Origin of the sequence: Algoriphagus aurantiacus, assembly GCF_035156405.1 — a bacterium.
Classification (GTDB): domain Bacteria; phylum Bacteroidota; class Bacteroidia; order Cytophagales; family Cyclobacteriaceae; genus Algoriphagus; species Algoriphagus aurantiacus.
In genome coordinates, this window is record NZ_JAXRUT010000021.1 from 90,259 (window position 1) to 109,736 (window position 19,478).

Sequence of the window (19,478 nt, forward strand, 5' to 3'; positions counted from 1 at the left end):
ATTCTTACCTAAAATTTTATCACTGCTGGATAAAGCTAATCCTGCCCACAGATTTGAGTTTATCATTGCTTAGGTGCTCTATCAATTATTTTATATTCCGTTATAGTTTTGCTAAAATTGAGCATAAAGAAATTTCTATAAGGACGGACGGATATCACCCATCACATCGAATTGCAAACCACTTGATTCAGATGACTTACCCAAGCGTTTTTCACGCGCTAGCCAAGTGACAATAGATCCATCTACCCACCGGGCACGGCGCCAGTATGTTTTCAAAGTAATCCCTGTAGCAGGAATTTCTTCCTCCTGAATATCAAGTTTTCTTGACTCACCCATTGGATTATTATTCCTGATAATGGAGGTACGAGGCCGAATGCGTGTGGCCTCTTCCACTCCCTCAAAGATCCGCGGCATGGCTGCCCTTCGTAAGGCCATTTCAGGTTTGTTCTCAACTGGACGAAAAGGAATAAATGGAATCCAATGTGGTGGTACTGTGTTGCCGATAAGATAGGCATAATCTGCGGGTACACTCAACTCGGGTAAAGATGCTGCGACAGGCGTTCCCGCTAAAGAACGTAACCAACCTTCCAGTCCTTTAGCTGAACTACTCCCTTCCACAGAACCTCCGATTCCGTCTGAAACGGTCTGTTCTACCGCCCAAACCATATTGGCCATTTCGTCTCGAATAAACTTGATCTCTTCTAATGCTTCACTTTGCACCCGCCCAAAACTGGTAGGTGGCAGCCACATCCAATCTGCTAATTGGGTTTGAGATAACTGGAATAAACGCCAGTCGGCCCGGCTAGGGTTTTGTTTCATAAAAGTCTGTACACCAAATACATCAATCACCCTCAAGCTTTGGATTTTTGATAATGAGCCCAAAGGCAAGGAAAGTGGCATCATTAACCAGTCGTTGCTGAATAATAGACTGAATTCAGCTAGAAGTAAAAGCCCTGTATCAGTTTTTTGAGCTTTAATATTGCTCAAATCAATGGTGCTGTCTTCCATTTCCCACCAACGTGCATTTGGCATTCCCGGAAAACTGACAGAGGTAGGTATAGCAGTTTTTCTATGTATTTGAATTCTCTGAGGGTCAAGTTCCTGATTCAAGTCCACTCTTTCTTTACCATTCTCCCAATCATACCATCCCATTTGTTGCCCGTTGTATTCGGGAGCATCCAAATATGCCAATTCTTTATTGCTGACAGGTGCAGCAATTTTTGTAACATATTCCATTCGCGATTCATTCCAACTGCTTAGAAAATCCGGGTTATTTACTCTGAGGCGATCAGTTACCCAGTTTTTCCATTGCACGCCTATGGAATCAACAATGGGGTCATTGGTGCTTAAAAAATCGGAAGCATTTCGGGTTTGAAGTTCTTTGAAAAATTTCTGACCATCTATCATCCTGGCATTGCCAAGAGCAGAAAGTAGCTGCTCATAAGGTTCATGGTACATCGCCCTTAGTTCTGGGTGGTCGGGATCAAATACTACAGCGGGCATTTTAAATTGCAGTAATGGCATTTGACGAAACTGAATCCAAAGCTTTTGTTTGTTGGCCTCGAATAACATTTGTCTCCACTTTCTGCCAGTTTCCATCCGCATCTCAAGATCAAATTCAGGTAAAATACTTTCTACAATAGTATCCAAAGGCTTGTCCACTGTCAGTGACGCAGCAGACAAACCATTTGCAGAAAACAATTGAGGGCTTGTTGTACGCGCAATTACGTGCGCATTGGCGGCCATTCCGGCATCTTCTGCCTGAAATTCACCTAACTGCCATTGACGTGCGAGCAACCAAAGTGGGTCACGTACCTCACAACGCAATGCGTCAGCAACATCCTCGCTATCAGGTGTAGGGAGTAAACGTTCCCAAAGTAAAAGTGCGTTTTTATTAGCCATTTTATAGTTTGATTGCAGGTTAGTCCTTGGGTTTTATCAATTCTGTTTCCGGTATATTGGCGTTGTTGTTTAAAAACGGCAACACCACAGCTGGCAAGATTTCCTCAAAAATTTTGTTTTGGCCTTTCAATTTGTCAAGGGTAACCAATCTTGATTTAGACATTTGAAGAGCATCTTCCACTGCTCCCATCAGGAATTCCCATTGCCAATTCCCGCCCTCCTGAGGACTTACTGCCAAAAGCATAACTTGAGGAGGCTCAGTATTCGGTTGATCATACTGGAATGCCAGTCCGGTATCAGTTGTAGATGAGGGTATGAATTCAGACCATTCATCCAATAATATTCCTGAAAAAGATTCGGTCACAGTAAAATCTTCAGGTGTTTCCAATAAAATCGACGTGTTGGGCCGTAATTCGGGTTCAATGCTTTCTAAATCAAACTCCTTTAATGAATTACCAATCCAAGGTACCTGAGGCAAAAATGGCAACTGTGTTACTATTGGCTCTCTAAAGGCATCTGTCACCGTTGGAAATAATTCGCGAAGAAGGGACAGCTGTCTCCAATGTTTCAAAGGTTTTCGAACTAAAGCAGCTTCCCGTATCCAGTTGTCTACAGTCTCAGATTCGGTGTTCAGTATTTTTTTTCTCTCATCAATGGCTGTTTGCAAAGGACCGGAACTAGTTAATACTAGTTCCGGATAAACAAATGTTTCCTTCCCCAAAAATTCCGTGGCAGCCTTTTGCAATTGCTGAAAGCGTTGATTCTCATCAGGTGACAATTCGGTTAAAATTTGCTTCAAACCAGTTAGTCTCTTCTCTAATGTGATGGCAATTAATTCCGCCTTTTCCACCAAAAAAACAAATCTCTCCTGATCCATTGAAATACTTCCTTCTGAGCCTGCCTCTTCTATTCCGAATAGAGATGCCTCAATTAATGGCAAGCATAAAGCGACAGCTGCATTTCTTTGCGATGCCACTGGTTCGTTATTGGAAATGGAAGTCCACAGTTGTTGTGCAGTTTTTCGCAGAGTTTGAGATAACAAAGCTGCGGAACTTGAATTTTCGATGTGGGACTTCAACGCATCCTCCAGTAATTCTAAATTTAATTTACCATTGTCACTGCCTAATAGACTTAGGTCAGTTGGCAGAATCGGGCGACTTAACTCCAAAATCTTCTTTAAATTAAGTATCAAGGCATTGACTTCGTGGATACTAACTTCGTCTTGGTCAAAATCTGCCCGGTCTTTAAAGTCAATATTTATGGAAGTCTCTGGGATTTCATCTTTAAACTGAGGTAAACTTAACACCTTCGTTTGTACCCATAAATGCAAAGCACTTATTGCTCCCTGACGAAATGAAACAGGGAGGAGGTTTATTAAATCAATTGGTTCGATTCCAATTTCTGACAGTTTTAAACGTATTTTATTACCATCAGGAAGTGTTACCGAAATCAGTATTATAGAGGGGTCGGGCAGCTGCCTGGCCAACCATTTGTTCATTGATGGAGCAAGAGCGCTGCGTGGACTTGGTTTAGATGTCCAAATATTCCCTTTGTCAGTTTTTGCAAGTGTTGGAAAAATAATACCAACCTTATGAGTCAGACCATGTCCTTTTTGTGGCACTTGTATAAAATCCGGCATTATAGACTGCCCTCCGGTATTGAGACTTCGCAGAGCCGCCGCAGCCTTATCCGTATTGCCTTTTGTGGTCTGAAATACACTTTCAGTCAGGAGCAAATCCCCTGTTGAGTCTAAATAATCGGCTTCCAGCGATTTCGCAATTGCAGTGAGACGCTCTTTATCGGAAGGAGAAATCGTCAATAATTGCCCTTGATCATTTTTTAAAGCTTTTAACCAGGAAGAAGGATTGGACTGGTATGCTTTCAAAAGCGCTAAACCGTCGAGGCTCGCCATTAGGGTTGATTTTCCATCTTCTTTTCCCTCCTCTTTTAATGGAAATGCTTTTCTAAACTCAAACCTGAATCCATCTAGCAACTGATCATGTAAAGAGCGTTCGAATAAATGTCCCAAGAGTTCTGCCAAGGATATGCCAGCCTGCATTCCATCTATCATTTGCATTGCATTTCGCACCCGAGGAGCTGTCAAGTTGATAGACATTGTTTCTGTATGTGTATCTGCAACATGAGCCAAGTAACCAGCTCTCATGATGGCCGCCGTCGTAGCGTGGGTTAACGAAGGCATGTGAATAAAACCGTCGCTGTGGTGTTTATTTATTAGAGAATCAGCCTCAACTTTGTTTGCAGCAAGATTTAGCCAGATGCGAGGGTTTGCATTTTCTCCGATATAGAAAAATGCCTGTTCTGTACTAGATGTCAGTTCGATTCCTTTATCCAGAGCCGCCTTTGTATTGACAACAGGTATTGCCGCTTTTTCAAAATTTGCACTGTTAGCGGCAATGAAATTTGGTTCGACGTTCAAAACGACAATATCCCTAGGTTTTTTAGATTTTAATCCCTGCAAATAACCGAATGATCCCAGTTGAATGCCTTGAGGTCTTGTACCGCGTTGTTTGTCCAATCGCTGATATATAAGACCTGACATCCAAGCATCTAATCGATATGTGCATAAGTCCAGGTGCTCTGTAAAAAGTCTTTTCAGACGGGCGGTTGGGATATCTTTGAAGATTTGAAAAGCTTTTTCCAAATCTTTCAGAGGATTCAGGTTTGGATTATCTCCAGAATTTTGAAGCCATTCCTGAAAATTAAAAGTATCTAAATCGCCCAAGTATTCCTGGCGATTGGTTTTCAAAGTTATGGGATCCGTTAATTCCGGTTTGAATGCAGCTACAATTTGTTCGTACTGTTGATGCAAGATATTTTTTGGGTTGAGTGCCTGCGGATTAAATTGAATTTCCTCAGATGATTCAAGATGTTCCAATTCAAAATCCTTCGCTTTTAACAACCAAAGTCCAGGATTGCTTTCTGTGGTTTTTAAATGGTTTTCCAGCAAAGCCCGGAGCAAGGATTGACGAGTTAATAAAGCGAAAAGTGATTTATCTGCCTGACTTTCCTCATCACCCTCCCCTTCAGGTGCGGAATTTATTTGGTTGTTCCAGATATCGGAGAGTTTGGCTTTCAACAGCCATTCTAAGTAATTCCAGGATTTTCCGGCAATCTTTTCTGCTGATCGGTCTTCTGACAAAGGCAAACTATCAATCAGGCAATTAGGTAATTGCAATTGCTGGCCTATTGTTACATTTTCAAAAGCCTGTGAAGGAAGGGCTTTGAATTTTGAATGGACATTGGTTATGCTTATCCCATTCAGGCTTTGAATTGCGGCTGTCAATTGGGTCCGGCTGTTTAACAGCGAATTCTTTTTGGAAAGTGCACTGTTAATAGCGGACTGAAGGGTAGTCCTTCGGGATTTCAATGAGTTTGCTTTTGAGTTCAATACCGTATTTTTCTTCATCAGGGCTGTCCTTTCCTTAGCCTTCTGTGGAAATTTCCCTTTCAAAAACGGGGTATTTACAAATACGTTTAAACTGGTAATCAGCAAGTTATTTTCTTGTATTTCACCTTCTTTTTGGGTTATCTCAGCATTCACATTTGCCAGTTGGCTTTCCTGTCGGCTTTCCATATTCAGGATAGGTGTCAATTCACCATTGACTTCATCCAGTAACTTTTGAAGAATTGATTTAAACCCCGCCCCGGTAAGAATCTGCCCCTGAAATTGGCCCGAAGATGCTGTTTGGCTGAGCATATCAAGAAATCCCTCATCTAAATTTCCACCGGATGTTTTGGAATTGGATACAGCATTTACATCTGCAGAGGCAGTATTCCAGTGAGTTTTTAATTTGGAAAGAAAATCAGACCAAACTTTACTGAGAAAATCCTCTTCTTCATTACCGTTTTTGTATTGCCATAAAGACCAATTTGTAGTGGGAACAATACCGTAAGGTTGATGATTGATACGAAAAACTGGAAGTAAACCACGTCCTGTTACGTATTGGTTAAAAAACTTCCTTAACATTTCCCGTTTACTTTCGAGAATGGCCGGGGTGAAAAACTGTAATAAATAATAACCCCATGTGGAATGCCACAACATATTGTTCAGGGTTTTGGCTTCATGAATGTCTGTTTGATCGCCATTCGGAAATCGAAAATTTTCTTCCAATCCTAAAAATCGGCGCAGATACGATTCATCATTTTCCCATCCTTTTGGATGTTGTCTCGGTGCTTTAAAAGTTGAATTGAAATATGCCAAGGAAGCAATCTCTTTGATATTAAAGCCTGATTTTTGGTCTTCGAAATTATTGGTTGGTGTCCCCTGGGACAAGATTGCCATGCCATTTTCTTTATAGAGGCAATTTTCAAAATGGTCGTTAAGTAATTGAGAGCTTTCTGTTTCGGTGGCAGATAGTTTTAGGCCAAGTACAAATATTTTGGCTACACCATCCTTAAACTCGGGGTTTTGTTTTAAATCTATCCGAATAGCCAACCCCTGTTTTTCAGCAACTTCTAAACTTTGTATCCATTCCAGGTATTCAGGCGATTTTAAAGTCCCTTTTTCTTCAGAAAATTCAGAAGTATCCGAATGGTCATCAAAAGGGTCATCAGTGGGGTCAAGTCCAAGGCGGATTGGCTCCGGAATAGCTTCCCCGGTAAATTCTTTAAACTCACCGGAATCGGTATATAAACGAACCACCATCCGCTCCGGCAATAAATGAGTAGTTGGGGGGAGCGTATATGCGCCATCTTTGAGCAGAGGATTTTCCGGAAACTTAGGTTGGGCAGGCAAAGGTTGCCCGAAAGAATAGTTCATGGGCTGTGACATCCTCACTATCCAGGCTGCTCTGGCGGGTGACATCACGGCGGAAAAGTTTAGCCATGTTCTTTCTTGCGGTTCTGAGTTTGTAAAAATTTGCTCCCAAAATGCTTTCCCTGCTTCCCATTCCGCTGGCATGAGGCTCGGTTCATGGGCATATTTAAATATTTCATCAGGATAGAAACGAATACATAGTACCTCTTCATCAGGCTTGAGTTCAATATATCGATTGCTTTTGGGTTTGATTTGTTGGTTTTTAACCTGACTTGCAAGTGTATTGAAAAGACCTCCATTTAGTTGAGGTACCTGGTATGTCCAATTGCCTTCTTCCTCTTGTTCAAATCCGCTATTGAGTTGGGAGTTATCAATCCAATCATCCGGATTCAGGTTCCTTACTACATGCCTGAAAGTGACATAACGTGCCTCCAATCGCAGCGGGAGTAAAAGGAATGGAATATCAGCGTCAATTTGAGTAAGTAATTTTTGTTGCGTATCGGTTTCAGTCAACAGGTTTATCGCTGCATGAAGGTTTAGTCGGGCATCTTCCCGTATCTGCCGCTTTTGGGAAATATTGGTTTGAAGATCAGAATCGCCAATCTTTTGCGACAAAGCAACCTGCTGAAGTGCCTGATAATATACATCATCAGCAACCTTAAACTCCTGTCGTCGCCGGTGTATATTCTCCTGTATTTTTTTTAGGTCTGCCATAGGTGTCAACTTTGATTCGATTCATGGAAAGATTTGAGTTTATGGTCTGATAATTTTATCAAGGAATTACCCTGCTAGCATGTACAAACAACATAAATGGTTTTTGATAAAGCATGGAAGCCACTTGGTCAGCCCGTTTCCCTGCTCGGGGCAATTCGTTGAACCTGGCAGAATCAACCTGTATACATTGATTTTCCTCAACTTCTGCTAATTGTTCCCACGATGGATCCTCTTTGTCGGCCTCCATAAGCAGGTCCAGCCCAAAATGAGTATCTCCTGCGCGTTCCTTCAAAACAAAAAACCATCCGGAACTCTCATCATTCCCCTTTACCTCCTGTAAACCAAGGTTAAAGCCAAGGAAAGTGTAATCGGGATCAATTCGCGCAGAAAAAAGAGGTCGTTGTAAATTTGGAGACTCCTTTATCCATTGCGACTGATTATTGACATCGAGTACCAATTTATGGCTCCCCGCGTTTTTGTTTTCCCAGCCTGCTTTTACCATGAAAATTTCAGTGTTTGGGTATTTTCGGATTAAATCTCCCCGCATCACTACTACAATGGGATCTTCCGTACTTGCCTGTCCGGGTTGGTTTCCATGTGCACCGATTTTTGAATTGGGTTTCCATTGAAGAATTGGCTGAATATCCACCTTGGGAATGTGGGAATTACGCACATCCCAAAACTGACTGAAATAGGTTGCATTTAAAGGTGCCGGAAATTCACGCCAAAGAAATTCACGAGCCATTTCATGGTTTAGTCCCACCAGATAGGATTCAATGAATTTTGAGTTGGCCTGAAGGATTGCTACCCGATTAGAAGGTATTTTTTCCAATCCGGGTAAAATGAAATCTGTATTTCGCTCTGCCAGTTGAGCATAGGTTGGGTTTCTGAAAATTGGAGCCGGGGGCAAATTGTCCGTTGAAGAATTTCCATCTGTAGATATAGTGATGCCCACCATAGACTCAAAACGGGACATGATGGTATTTACAGGAGCGATCTGTGCCCATAGTCCAGCCATCGCACTTATATGAATGTCAGTTCTTCGGTTAATTTTTTCGCCCTGTTGGCCTACATAAGGTAACCAGGAACTTAAGGCTGTTTTCAAAGGATCGATACCGACCAAACCCGCATTTTTCAAATTTTTTGAAGAATTCGGATTACTATTAAGCCAGGATAAAATGGTGTTTACAGCTTTTTGGACAGGAGTAGTCGGGATTTGAGCCAAAATAAATGGCGCTTTCTTTTCTGCAAAGAAAACTCCGGTTGGCTTGTCCGACAATCGTTTCATCAATGGGCCACCTGAGCGTGTCAGTTTTAAAAAGGCCGGGGANCTGCAAAGAAAACTCCGGTTGGCTTGTCCGACAATCGTTTCATCAATGGGCCACCTGAGCGTGTCAGTTTTAAAAAGGCCGGGGAGAAGGTGGAAGATTTGGCTGCATTTGTTGTAGCCAATCTTCCTACAATCTGATTTGTAGTACCTCCCTTTTTGAGCATCGGAATGAAAGGAGAAAAGAAGCTTATAGACCGGTATTGTGATTCAGAACTGGACACATCTGTCATGGGTTTCACCCGTTTCACACTCATAATTTGACTTATCTGTTCCGAAAATATCCAGCGATTACGCATTTTTAAGGTATCTGCATACTTACCCCATTGTTCCCATGCGCTATCCATCAATTCCTCCTGATCCTGCTGTACAACACCAGTGCCTTGAGCTGCTGCAATTCGATACACCGGATTAAGATTTAATTGCTCATACCAACTTTGGGAATTTTCGGCATTTAGCATTTCGCCGGGACGGTAGAAGCTCCCATATATTGGTGGAGTTATAATAGGGTCATCGTCAAGATTTGATTGTTTGTCTAGATCCTTTTCATCTTTGAAATACGGGTGTACGGTGTTTTTGGCCTGTTTGCTATTGAGTGGCGAGATACCAAGGTTCAGTACAGGGGCAATTTTTTCACTTAACGTATTTTTGTCATCGGTTTCACCAGATGATTCAGTTTCTAAACCGGGTAATTTCAAGGCGCTTTCCATTCGAATCGTTCCGGTCGCGCCTTTGATTCCCCAACCTGGATTTCGAACGTCTAAATGTTTGGTAGCCTCATTCAGCTCATTTTGTTCTTCAGGAGTGAGCGGGGATAATTTCCGGGCTAAATCTTCAAAGTCACCTACGGAAGATGTTGAAAAAGGCCATTCAAAATAGACTGGGAATTGATGGGGATTTGAATTTGCCTCAGTATTTGACCAAGAAGGTTTTGAATTAGGAATATTCGCAATTTCATCCTGAGATCGTCCCAATCCCGCAAGGCGTCCTTTTTCAAAAGCCGGTATAACAAATCCTCTGTAGCGAGTATTCGGACTCAAGCGGCGTGGGCAGACCAGTCGGGAACAACCAAGGTTGGGGTCTTCATCGAGCTTTTGTTGTATGCTGGCACCAAGAGCCTTTGCAGTAGAACCTTCCGGTTTAAAATTGAGTTGAACGTGAGCCCAAGAAGCGATGGTTTCAGGAGCAGGAAGTGCAGACTGCATTGCTTCTGGCAAAATATCGATAATGGGTAAGCTGTTTTTTCCAGCCGAAATCCGTTTAAACTCATTTTCAGTTAAAACAACCAACCAAAGCCAGGGATTAAGTTTTCTTTCTTGGTCTGGCAAAACCGGAGAATACCTCCATAAAAAATCTTCATCATAAAACTCGATTGCTGCAAGAAAATTGGCTTCAAAATCATTTACACCTGCTCTGGGCACGGTTCGGATGATTGCCTGATAATTTATACCGGTAATATCTCCCGGTCCATAAAGTTGCACCTGGATTTCAACAGGAGGGGGTTGATTTTCATTTTCAACCTTTACTTGCAAGCTCAATGGAACATTTAACCTGTCCGATGAAGCATTAGCATTTGTCAGACCGATTATTCCACGGCGTAAAAATGGTAGAAAGGTGTAGTTTACCATATCTGTAAAAGGTTTGTTTCTAAAAATGGAGCAATTCAGAAGAGTTGAATTTAGAATTCATCCCTGACTTAATCCCTTAATCATTCAGTAATACCATTAATTGGCCCTTTTTCCTTGGAAAAGATTTTTCAATTTCCATCAATTTCTGTAACGCCTCAGTTTCACTGAAAGCATGAGTATTTTTAAAGGTTGTAAGACCAGCTTTATCTACAACTGTAAAATGTTCTCTTAGCGGAGCAGATTCAGGTATGACAGATTTGGTCTTTCTGCCGAAAGTTGAATTCGCTATAGCATTGTTTTTCAATCCAAATGCAAAATTCTCGGCATGCTCTTTTATTCTAAAAGGCTTTTGAATAGGTGCAACAGTGGGCACATCAACAATTTTTGTCTCGTATTCCAACTCGGAGGTACTCATCATTTCGCTGCACACTATTTCATCAAGGCCTTCGAAGCTCAACCCGGAATCAAATAATTCATAAGAGGATGAGCTTAGTTTTTGCTCGTCCCGCATGTTTACAAACTGGGCAGGGGCAAAATGATTTTTGACAGTTTGGGCATTTAATAATTTGCCTTCCGGATCCTGGAACTGAATATTGAATTTTTTGCCCCCCTCCGGTACTCGTTCACCGAACTTGTCAATGTTTAAGGATAAAGGCACAGTGTTTTGCCTCACAACCAATAATTCATTGGGGTGTAGTAATAATCGGCCTTCTTGTTTTCGGACCGTTGTCAATACTCTGGTACTTCCGCTTTTTGCCTCCCAGTTGTTCTGGTTTTGTAAATCAGCAGTCAATAATGGGAGGATGCGTATAGATTCAAGACGGGTTGCGTCTTCATCACCCCATGATTCATCCAAGTGAACGGTTTTTGAGAATATCCATACTTTGAGCCGCAGACTTCCCTCCACATGCCAAGGTGAAGGTCCGGCAAATAGCCCGTTGAGCTCGATGGCTGCGAATTCATATCCTTTCCAGGAAGCCGATAGTAAGAAATGTACACTGACCTCAAAGCAGAAAGGGCTAAACTGGAAGAGCGCATCAAAGGATAATTCCCCAAGAATTTTGACTCCCCATTTTTCAAATTTCAATACTCCGGCTACTCCAAACTGGAAAGTATTGGAAGTCACAGCAACATAAGCGGAAACTATTACACTGGGGTTTCCCGAACGCAAAATGATTTGCAGACGCTTAATTTCTGCGGGCAAGTCAAGCGATGGCGGCTGAAAGTTAGGGTGAAACCCTCCTACTGATAGCACAAAATCCGGATTGGAATTGTAGCGAATTCGAAGCGCCAAATCCCCGTCCAGTTTCAAGCCACAAAGGGTTGAATTGAACAAGACTGCGTCCAAACGGATAAATTGTTTTTCAAAATCAAAAATGCCCAAGAAGTTGCATTGCAGATTCAAGGCGGTGATTTCTTTTCCCTTTACTTTTTTTTGAACCAGAGCTTTCAAAACACCAATAATCGTCAGGCGTACAGGTTCAGGAAACTCAACAATAAATCCAGCCTCAATGCTGATCAGGCCTTTCGGCCCCCAAGCTATTTGTAACAACAAACCAATCACAAATTGCCCTTCCTCGGCAGGGAAAACCGTATTGATGGCGTTCAACAGGCCATAAGGGTTTTCCATAGGGTTTTTAGGAAATAGAATATCGTCGTACAGGTTTGAACGCATTCCTTCCTGAAGCTTGGAAATTTCTACACGTCGATTGATCCCAACTAGTCCGCCTACTCCTGTAAGTTGAAAACCTAATCCCAGCTGGAATGATGTCTCAACAGTGAGCATCAAGACAAAAGAAAATCCATTTTTACCATTGGGTAATTTGGTGAGGATAATCCCAAAGGCTTTGATGTTGTATTTGCTCTTGAAAGAAAGCTGCGCTATGCCCATATACTCGCCACGGTCGGCATCAATATAGAGGAACCCGCCTCCTGAGAGGTATTTACCTTTCAACAGAAATCCGACTCCTGATGGTGGTTTGAGGTCGAGGTTGAGATCGGCACCCATGAGGTTGCCATCAGCTTTTTCCGGGAAGGTAAGTTTCGCTAAGAGTCCAAGCCGGTCAGCCGAAATATCCAGAGGACCAAAACCCAGGCGTAAACCTATTGACGCTTCCAGTTCCAAACCACGGACAATTTCTTTACTGTCGACTTTTTCGACGAGAGGGCTTAGTCCAAAATAAAGAGCAGGAATTTCAATTCTTAAGGTTTTGCTTTTCTTAAAACCTACTTTTCCAATTTTGAACATAAAAAACAGACCGTCTCTCCCGTCCAATCCATCAAGTGACCAAGAATTGGTGCGGGGAGAGTAAGCAAGGGAAAAACTGGCTCTCAATTGGGCTTCATCCGGGAGGATTTTTTGAAGAAATCCATCGCGATCTTCTCCTGAAACGGCAAGAACAAAATCGCGCATTTCCAGTCTGAATTCGAGGTCAGCTTTTTCTTCGCCTTTAATAAATACTTTTTTAGGAGCGATTTTGAGCGAAATTTCTCCCCTGTCAAATAAATCGATTTCTTCAGGCTCATTGGAATTAACAGTGGGTTTTTTATGAGGAGCAGGTAAAACCAACTCGAGAAAGGATTCCACTCCCAGTAAATCACTACTAAATCCATCGAATTCTATATCATGCCCCCAAATAAAGCTCCTGCTCACATTAGCCGGGATGCGAAATTGAAAATCACCTAAATCGATCCCAGAGTCCGGATCATCCGTATTTTCCGGATTGTCGAAACCAATTTCAGTTGCAGATAATTCAACCTTCATCAAGTATTGGTAGCCAGCCGGCTCTGAATTTGGTTGTGCGATATCAGAAGGTATAGGGATGGTGCCAAATGAAATAATGGAATCTGTCAATTCACTTAAAGCACCATCCGGTCCGAACTTTTCGCCCGGCAAAAATTGAAGCTGCAAGACTCTATCTGCGAGTTCTGCTGAACGGGGAAAATCCAAATCAGGTAATCCTTCATGTCCAAAATTGACTAAAAATTCTCCGTATTTTATTGCTTTTCCATTTAGCCATACCGTCAGAAGAACACTCAAATCCAGAAAAATTCCCTTTAGAATATGTTGATGAAAATCAACTTCGGGATCACCTACAATTTGACCAGCTTTGGTAATTGAAGGGTTTTGTAGATAGGTGTCCTTGCCTGAAATATCACTTAATGAATCAACCTGAGTTATATTATAAACCAACCTAACAAGGTCAAAGACTAATGCAAGATCGAGGGCCCGTTTCGTCTCATTGTATTCATCCGAGAAAATGCCCAAGGCTTCACCAAATGCAGCTATTTCAGGGGCTTTATTTCGGAAAAGCACAAATGAAAAATACTTTGAAATAGCTCTAATTGCATTGACAATCGCTATTTCTTTTGTTTCATTATCATTTTCATCAACTCCCTGATAGGAACATTCCTCAAGCATTTCGGACATAGTCTTTGAAACGACATACATTTCTGCAATCAACTTCCCGAAAGCTACCAGGTTGCCAACCTCTATTTCGTCAACATCAAACTTGTCTTTCAAGGCCTGAAGCAATCCCATTAGTTTGCCTCTTTTTTCTTCAAAACGTGCTTTTTTTGAAGCGTCTGTAGGTTCTTTGGCTCCTACAGATGCAAACAATTCGCCACGGAAGTTTTCATCTTTGCAAAACTCCTCAAAAGGTGCAAACCAATCATTAATATGGTTTATTAACCTGGATAACTTTCCCATATCTATACCGGGTTTGATTCTTTTGGAAATAAAGGTTGCTCTGATGCCAGTTTCTGGCCCAGCGAAACTTCCTGTTGAAAAAACGGATCCTCAAAATTGCCGGGATTGTCATTGAAAGGTGACGACAAATAAATGGGATAGAAAAACATGGAATGTTTTGCCACTAACTCGCCAGTTTCTTTTTTAGAAAAATGGACAATCGCTGCGTTGCTAAACCAATTGACTGCACGACTGAAATGCATTCTGGTAAAAAATGCATTCCGTTTTAGCATTTGATCAAGACTGGATTTATAATTGGAGGCAGTGATATCCAATGGCACATCGGTTTCAGGTTCCACTTTAAATCCAGCGCCCAAAGCACGAAATCGTTCCTTATCTGTTCTTTTGTCCTTCAGGATGTTTAGCTGCCATAAATGAGTTGGTGGTGGTGCATCGGCATTTATGACGACTCGTGGCAATATATTGGGTTCTCCATCTTCTGTAGTAGGGGGAAATTCCGCCAAGGGCCAGTCTCGTAAGGGAAGAAAGACGGGTTTTTTATTTAATGCATATCCGATGCGCAAGGGGAATTCACCGGGCCGGGCATCACGGAATTTCCCGGCTTCAAACTGGCGCCTGATCTTTAACTTATCAGTGTCTTTTTCCCAGCCAACAAGTGTCAGATTGTCCATTTCGCGATTCAGGCCTTTTGTCAATGAGACTTGTGTGAGAGGGGCTGGCAACAACCCCACTAAAGTGCCTTCCGGCTTCATATTTTTGAGTGAGCTGGATACCATTTGTACAAAACGTGACGCTTTTGGCTTGTCTTTTTGCCAATAATCCATTTCACTGGTGATGCCATAATGCACATCTCCAGACAAACAAACGACCTTGGAAAATATCGCCAGTCTTTTTAGTAAGGCTTCGTATCCCTCCAAATGCAGGGTCCAATGTTCCACATCCAGGCTTTCTTCGCCTTTTTTTGGAACCTCTCGCAAAGACTTAAATAATTCTGTCTTGAAAACTTTAATAACGTTTAAAACACGGGGGATAATCGTCTGGCCAATAGATTCAATAGTGGCCAAACCTAATATAGGTGCACCAGAAATTATTATGGCCAACTCTGTACCTTGAGGGAGGGGAGTGGTTGGAATCTGTTCCGCAAGTGCTTTTTTTCGGATTAGATTTGGTGGAAAATCCATTCCTGCGGAAAAATCGCGACGTGTACGCGTGTCGAGGGCGAAAACACGGGCAGACCCCATTTGAAAAGAAAAGTGCCATGTAATCTTCGGCTTATCCAAATCATCAAATCCTAAATTGGCATCAATTCTCAAGGAGCGTAAAGCCGCCCAATCCTGTAATGGAGTTCCAACTTTTTCATCCTCAATTAAGGTTTTATGGGCTTCTGAATAAGCTTTCATCCCCGAAACGAAAAAAGGAATTTCTTCCAACAGGTCCTTCTTTTTACTTAAACCCCGGGGAATATTGGTGATAATTTCAGACAAAAGTGATGTGATGAGATTTTGAACCAGTTGATCTTTATCACTACCCGTAAAATTGAGACTGGAAGCAGTTAAATTACTTTCAAGTATTGACTTTACTGCCTCAATAAGTTTATCTTCTTCAATGCTTTCAATTTCTATTTTTTCCTGAATTTTACTCCGTACCAGTTCCTTTTTATCCGCGGGAAAACTTTGAGGCAACATGTTTTGGAGAAGTAGTGCCAGCGCATTTCCAGACCATCCGATGGGGTCATTGCCCCATCCCTGAAATAAAGCAAACGCCAATAAGCCATTACTGATAATGGTTTTGCCCAGCCTCGTCCCAAGTGCCCGTTTGGTCCAGCGTCCGGTTAAATACCAGTCGTCCGTCACGTCATGGTCATCAAATGTCATATAATTCGGCATGTTGGCCATTGCACGCCTTGCGGCAGGAAGGTCTTTCCGAAATTCTTCAACTCGCTTGATTTCTTTTTCTTTATCCTCCCAAAAATCTACCAAGCCTCCATACCCCAAATTTTCCTCTATAAATGTTTCTTTCCTTTTTTTATTTAAATCAGCCGGTATGACCAACTTCTTTTCCCATGCTTTTTTAAAATTTTGTTTAATTAAATGATTTAGCCGCTCTTTTCTCTTCATAGTTTCCCAACCAGCGGGGGGTATAAATTCCGTTTCCCATAATTTTAAAGGGAACAAGTAATCCGACGAGTTAACTTTATTATTGGCTTTTACTTCATGACTTTTTTTACTGGTGAAAATTTCCTGAACAGTCTGTAATTTTTCAGGCCAAAGCACATCAGACCACTGCATCAAATAAGCTGCACAGAATTCGGCAAACGAATAGAGATGATTGGATTGGGCACCTGTAAAACCAGTGTAGAAATTAGTTGCTCTGCGGTTGGGTGGCAATGAGTCGGTCACTGCTTCTATCCAAACGAATTTCTTACTATCGCCATTCTGCTTCTCGAAATAGTCATCAGGATTTGATGGATAAGGAAGTTGTTCAACTCGTTGAAGCAAAAAATTACCGATATCAGTGTAATGTTCAATTAAAAAATTGGAATTGTCATCGGCATAAATCTGATCCCCGGTATGAAAAAAACAGTGCGGCCTGACTTTCGGAGCATTGGCACGTTCGATTTCTAAAAAGTCAGGCTCCATTACTTTTGCTAATGCAGCCAATCCGTCGCGGCCTTTCCCATGAGGTTTCCGGCAAGACCCATGCGCTATCCTTAAATCCTCCAATTTCTCAGGTACAAAAACAAAGGACGGAAGCTGGTTTTCTTTAAAACCAAGAAGAACGGGACTTTTAAGCAAACCGAGTTCCCCCAAGGAAGTCACCCTTGTTTCTGTTCCCGGTGTATAGAAGTGGAGATCGTAAGAATAAATTCCACCATTTTTGAGTAACCCTTTTGTTGGCACAAAAGCAATTGCGATATGAAGATGCTCTCCAACAGGTAAAGTTTCTATAAAACCTGAAGAGAAATCAGGGCTTTTAGTTACATCACTTTCTGAATAGCCCAGGTACAAATGTAGCTTGATACGCTGTGGCTTTATTAATGCAACCCAAACACTAGCAATTTGAGAATCCACTCTGCGAATAATAGGGCCGCAGAGAATTAATGGGATTTGTTCAAAACGGTCTTTTAAAGAGTGGGCGAGAGCCATGGCTTCAAGGTTTGATTTGGTAGTAAAAAAACTTCCATATCAGACATGGAAGGAACCTTATTTAACTAAACAAGTCCATTAAAATTCCCGCACGAATTTATCGCTGCGTCAATTTCTTAATAAAGAATTAACTAGCTATTTCTTGATACCTACAATAGTTATTGGATAGTTTAAAAACATCCGCTAGTAATTTGCATTTAAATATTTTGGATCATGAAATATTAGGTGCAAAAGTCCAATATCAACTCATGAAGAAATAAAAATTCCTTACTATTAAATTGGGGCTAATGCTTTGTAAAAGTTAATTAAAATTAAGCTATTTTTTCAAATTTCAAAATAGAATTTGAGAAGATTTTAGGATTTAAGGCAGTAGTTGTTGGAAATGAAAACCCTAATTATTAAATACTTATAAGGTAATTGATGGTTTCTTGTTTTTGGAGTGAATCATCTTTCAAACACACATCGGTTTCATTGTTCGTGCTGCGCACGCAACAAAAACCTAGTTGTTAGCTGTAATTTTTATTCATTGCGACAACTATCCTTTGATTACTATTTTTAAAAGCATCTGTACGGTTTCAGATTTTCCTAATGGCTCCAATAAAAATATAAAAAGGTTTACTCCTAAAGCAAGATATGTAGCGGTGTGTTTCAGCTTGCCGTATTTCCATGCCCCCAATAGCAACATACCTATAATTAAAATTTGTGTAAAATAAATAGGGAGCATAATATCTATGGCAGGCCACGCCTCTATATGCATATCTACATATGTATTTTGTAGTCCTCGGGCAAGAGCCGGCATCATAATGATGAACACAGTTGAAATTAACCACCAAGCATGATTTTCGATATCTTTTCTATGTAAGATGCTTTTTATTACCGCATATCCAAAAGCAATCATCATTACAATTTCAACTGCAGCCACACCAAAAAAGAACCATGATTGGAAAGGTCCAAATTGTTCAGGAGCAGCCAAACTTCTTTCAGTTGTTACGATGTCCCTGTGCATCATACTAAAAGCAGTAAAACAAACACCTCCTGCCAAGAACATACCAATTATTCCATTGGTTCTATGTCTGGACATCTGGCCATGGGTAGCAAAATAGGGTTGAATGATTAAATAAATATACCAAACCGTCCCTGTCCAGTAATGGATATGTACAGACCATGCGTTATCAGAAAAATCACCCCAATAATCCTCGAAGATGCCAAATTGCATTAAAATCATTGGAATGACCATCCATATGTACAGGCTTTTATATTTGTTAAATCCCATAGTGTTCATTTTATGTCAAAATTACCACCAATCGGGTCAGGTTAGGGAATTTCACTCTCACCATCCCACAGAACTCCCGTAAAACCGGACAGGCAGATAGGTATGTACATCTCTTTGTACTAAAAGTACTTAAGGCGGAACCAATTTACAATGGCCAAACAAGCTAAATGAATATAAAGGGGTACTCTGGTTTCGTTTGACAGCTGTTTCATTGTTCCCCGCAACGCGGGGTAGGCAGTGCTTCGCACCCAATAAATACCTAGTTGTTAGCTGCTGCCCTATTCTATTTTATCTCTGCAAATTTAGTTTCAAGTTCACTTAGCCATTTTCCCCTTTTGTCTACCGATACTGCTTTCACTTGATTGTAACTTATCCATTTACGGTTTTTAAATCCAATTTTCCAAAATGTTCCCATTATCATCGCTTTCTTAATTGCATTGCCAAACAATAACCAATACAACCAATTTGGTGTATTCATTGTGGTTATCATTGTAACTCCTTTAAGATTGTCCCACAAAGGTTTCATTCTTGTATTACTTGCATTTGTATAGTCGTATGCAACACCTGGGAAAATTACTTTGTCCAAAAAACCCTTTGTCAATGCTGGCATTAGTTCCCACCAAATAGGGAAAATAAATACTAAATGGTCAGCATTTTTTATTTTGTCGCTATATTCAATAACTTTTGAGTCAATAGGTTTTTTGTCACGAAAACCTTTCAAATCGCCTGCTGTCATTACTGGATTAAACTTGTCTTTGTCCAAATGGATAAGGTCAATTTGGTGATAGCCTTTTGCAAGTCCATTTGTTACCGATTGTAAAATTGCGTTGCAAAAACTCCCGTCATAAGGGTGATTAAATACTATTACTACTTTCATTTTATGATGTTTTAAATGTATCGCTCCGAGCATCCCATATGTTTTGGATTAGGAATTTCAGAGAATCGGTTTAGGTCTGTGCTGCTTCCAGTTTGAGGGAAGAAGTTGGTACAGGTCTTTTTGTT

At 41.1% G+C, this 19,478-nt stretch carries 7 protein-coding genes; all 7 read right to left on the bottom strand.

Annotated features, from left to right (window positions below; translation table 11 throughout):
- Positions 1–135: 135 nt before the first annotated feature.
- Positions 136–1,902 carry a hypothetical protein gene (locus SYJ56_RS18925; protein WP_323836871.1) on the bottom strand — a complete coding sequence of 589 codons (1,767 nt, stop codon included), beginning with the start codon at positions 1,900–1,902 and terminating at the stop codon, positions 136–138.
- Positions 1,903–1,921: 19 nt separating this feature from the next.
- A complete protein-coding gene (locus tag SYJ56_RS18930; RefSeq protein WP_323836873.1) occupies positions 1,922–7,393 on the bottom strand; it encodes a hypothetical protein in 5,472 nt (1,823 codons plus the stop codon).
- A 58-nt stretch (positions 7,394–7,451) separates the two neighbouring features.
- Positions 7,452–8,681: a hypothetical protein gene (locus SYJ56_RS18935; protein ID WP_323836875.1), complete on the bottom strand. Its 1,230-nt coding sequence runs from the start codon at positions 8,679–8,681 to the stop codon at positions 7,452–7,454.
- A 1,743-nt stretch (positions 8,682–10,424) separates the two neighbouring features.
- The gene (locus tag SYJ56_RS18940; protein ID WP_323836877.1) at positions 10,425–14,057 is read right to left on the bottom strand and encodes a DUF6603 domain-containing protein; all 3,633 of its coding nucleotides are present in this window, start codon (positions 14,055–14,057) and stop codon (positions 10,425–10,427) included.
- Between the two features lie 2 nt (positions 14,058–14,059).
- Entirely contained in the window at positions 14,060–17,128 is a 3,069-nt protein-coding gene (locus SYJ56_RS18945; RefSeq protein ID WP_323836878.1) for a metallophosphoesterase family protein, read from the bottom strand.
- 610 nt (positions 17,129–17,738) lie between these two features.
- Entirely contained in the window at positions 17,739–18,476 is a 738-nt protein-coding gene (locus tag SYJ56_RS18950; RefSeq protein ID WP_323836880.1) for a hypothetical protein, read from the bottom strand.
- Between the two features lie 283 nt (positions 18,477–18,759).
- On the bottom strand, positions 18,760–19,353 hold the full coding sequence (locus SYJ56_RS18955; RefSeq protein ID WP_323836882.1) for an NAD(P)H-dependent oxidoreductase: 594 nt from the start codon (positions 19,351–19,353) through the stop codon (positions 18,760–18,762).
- Positions 19,354–19,478 lie beyond the last annotated feature (125 nt).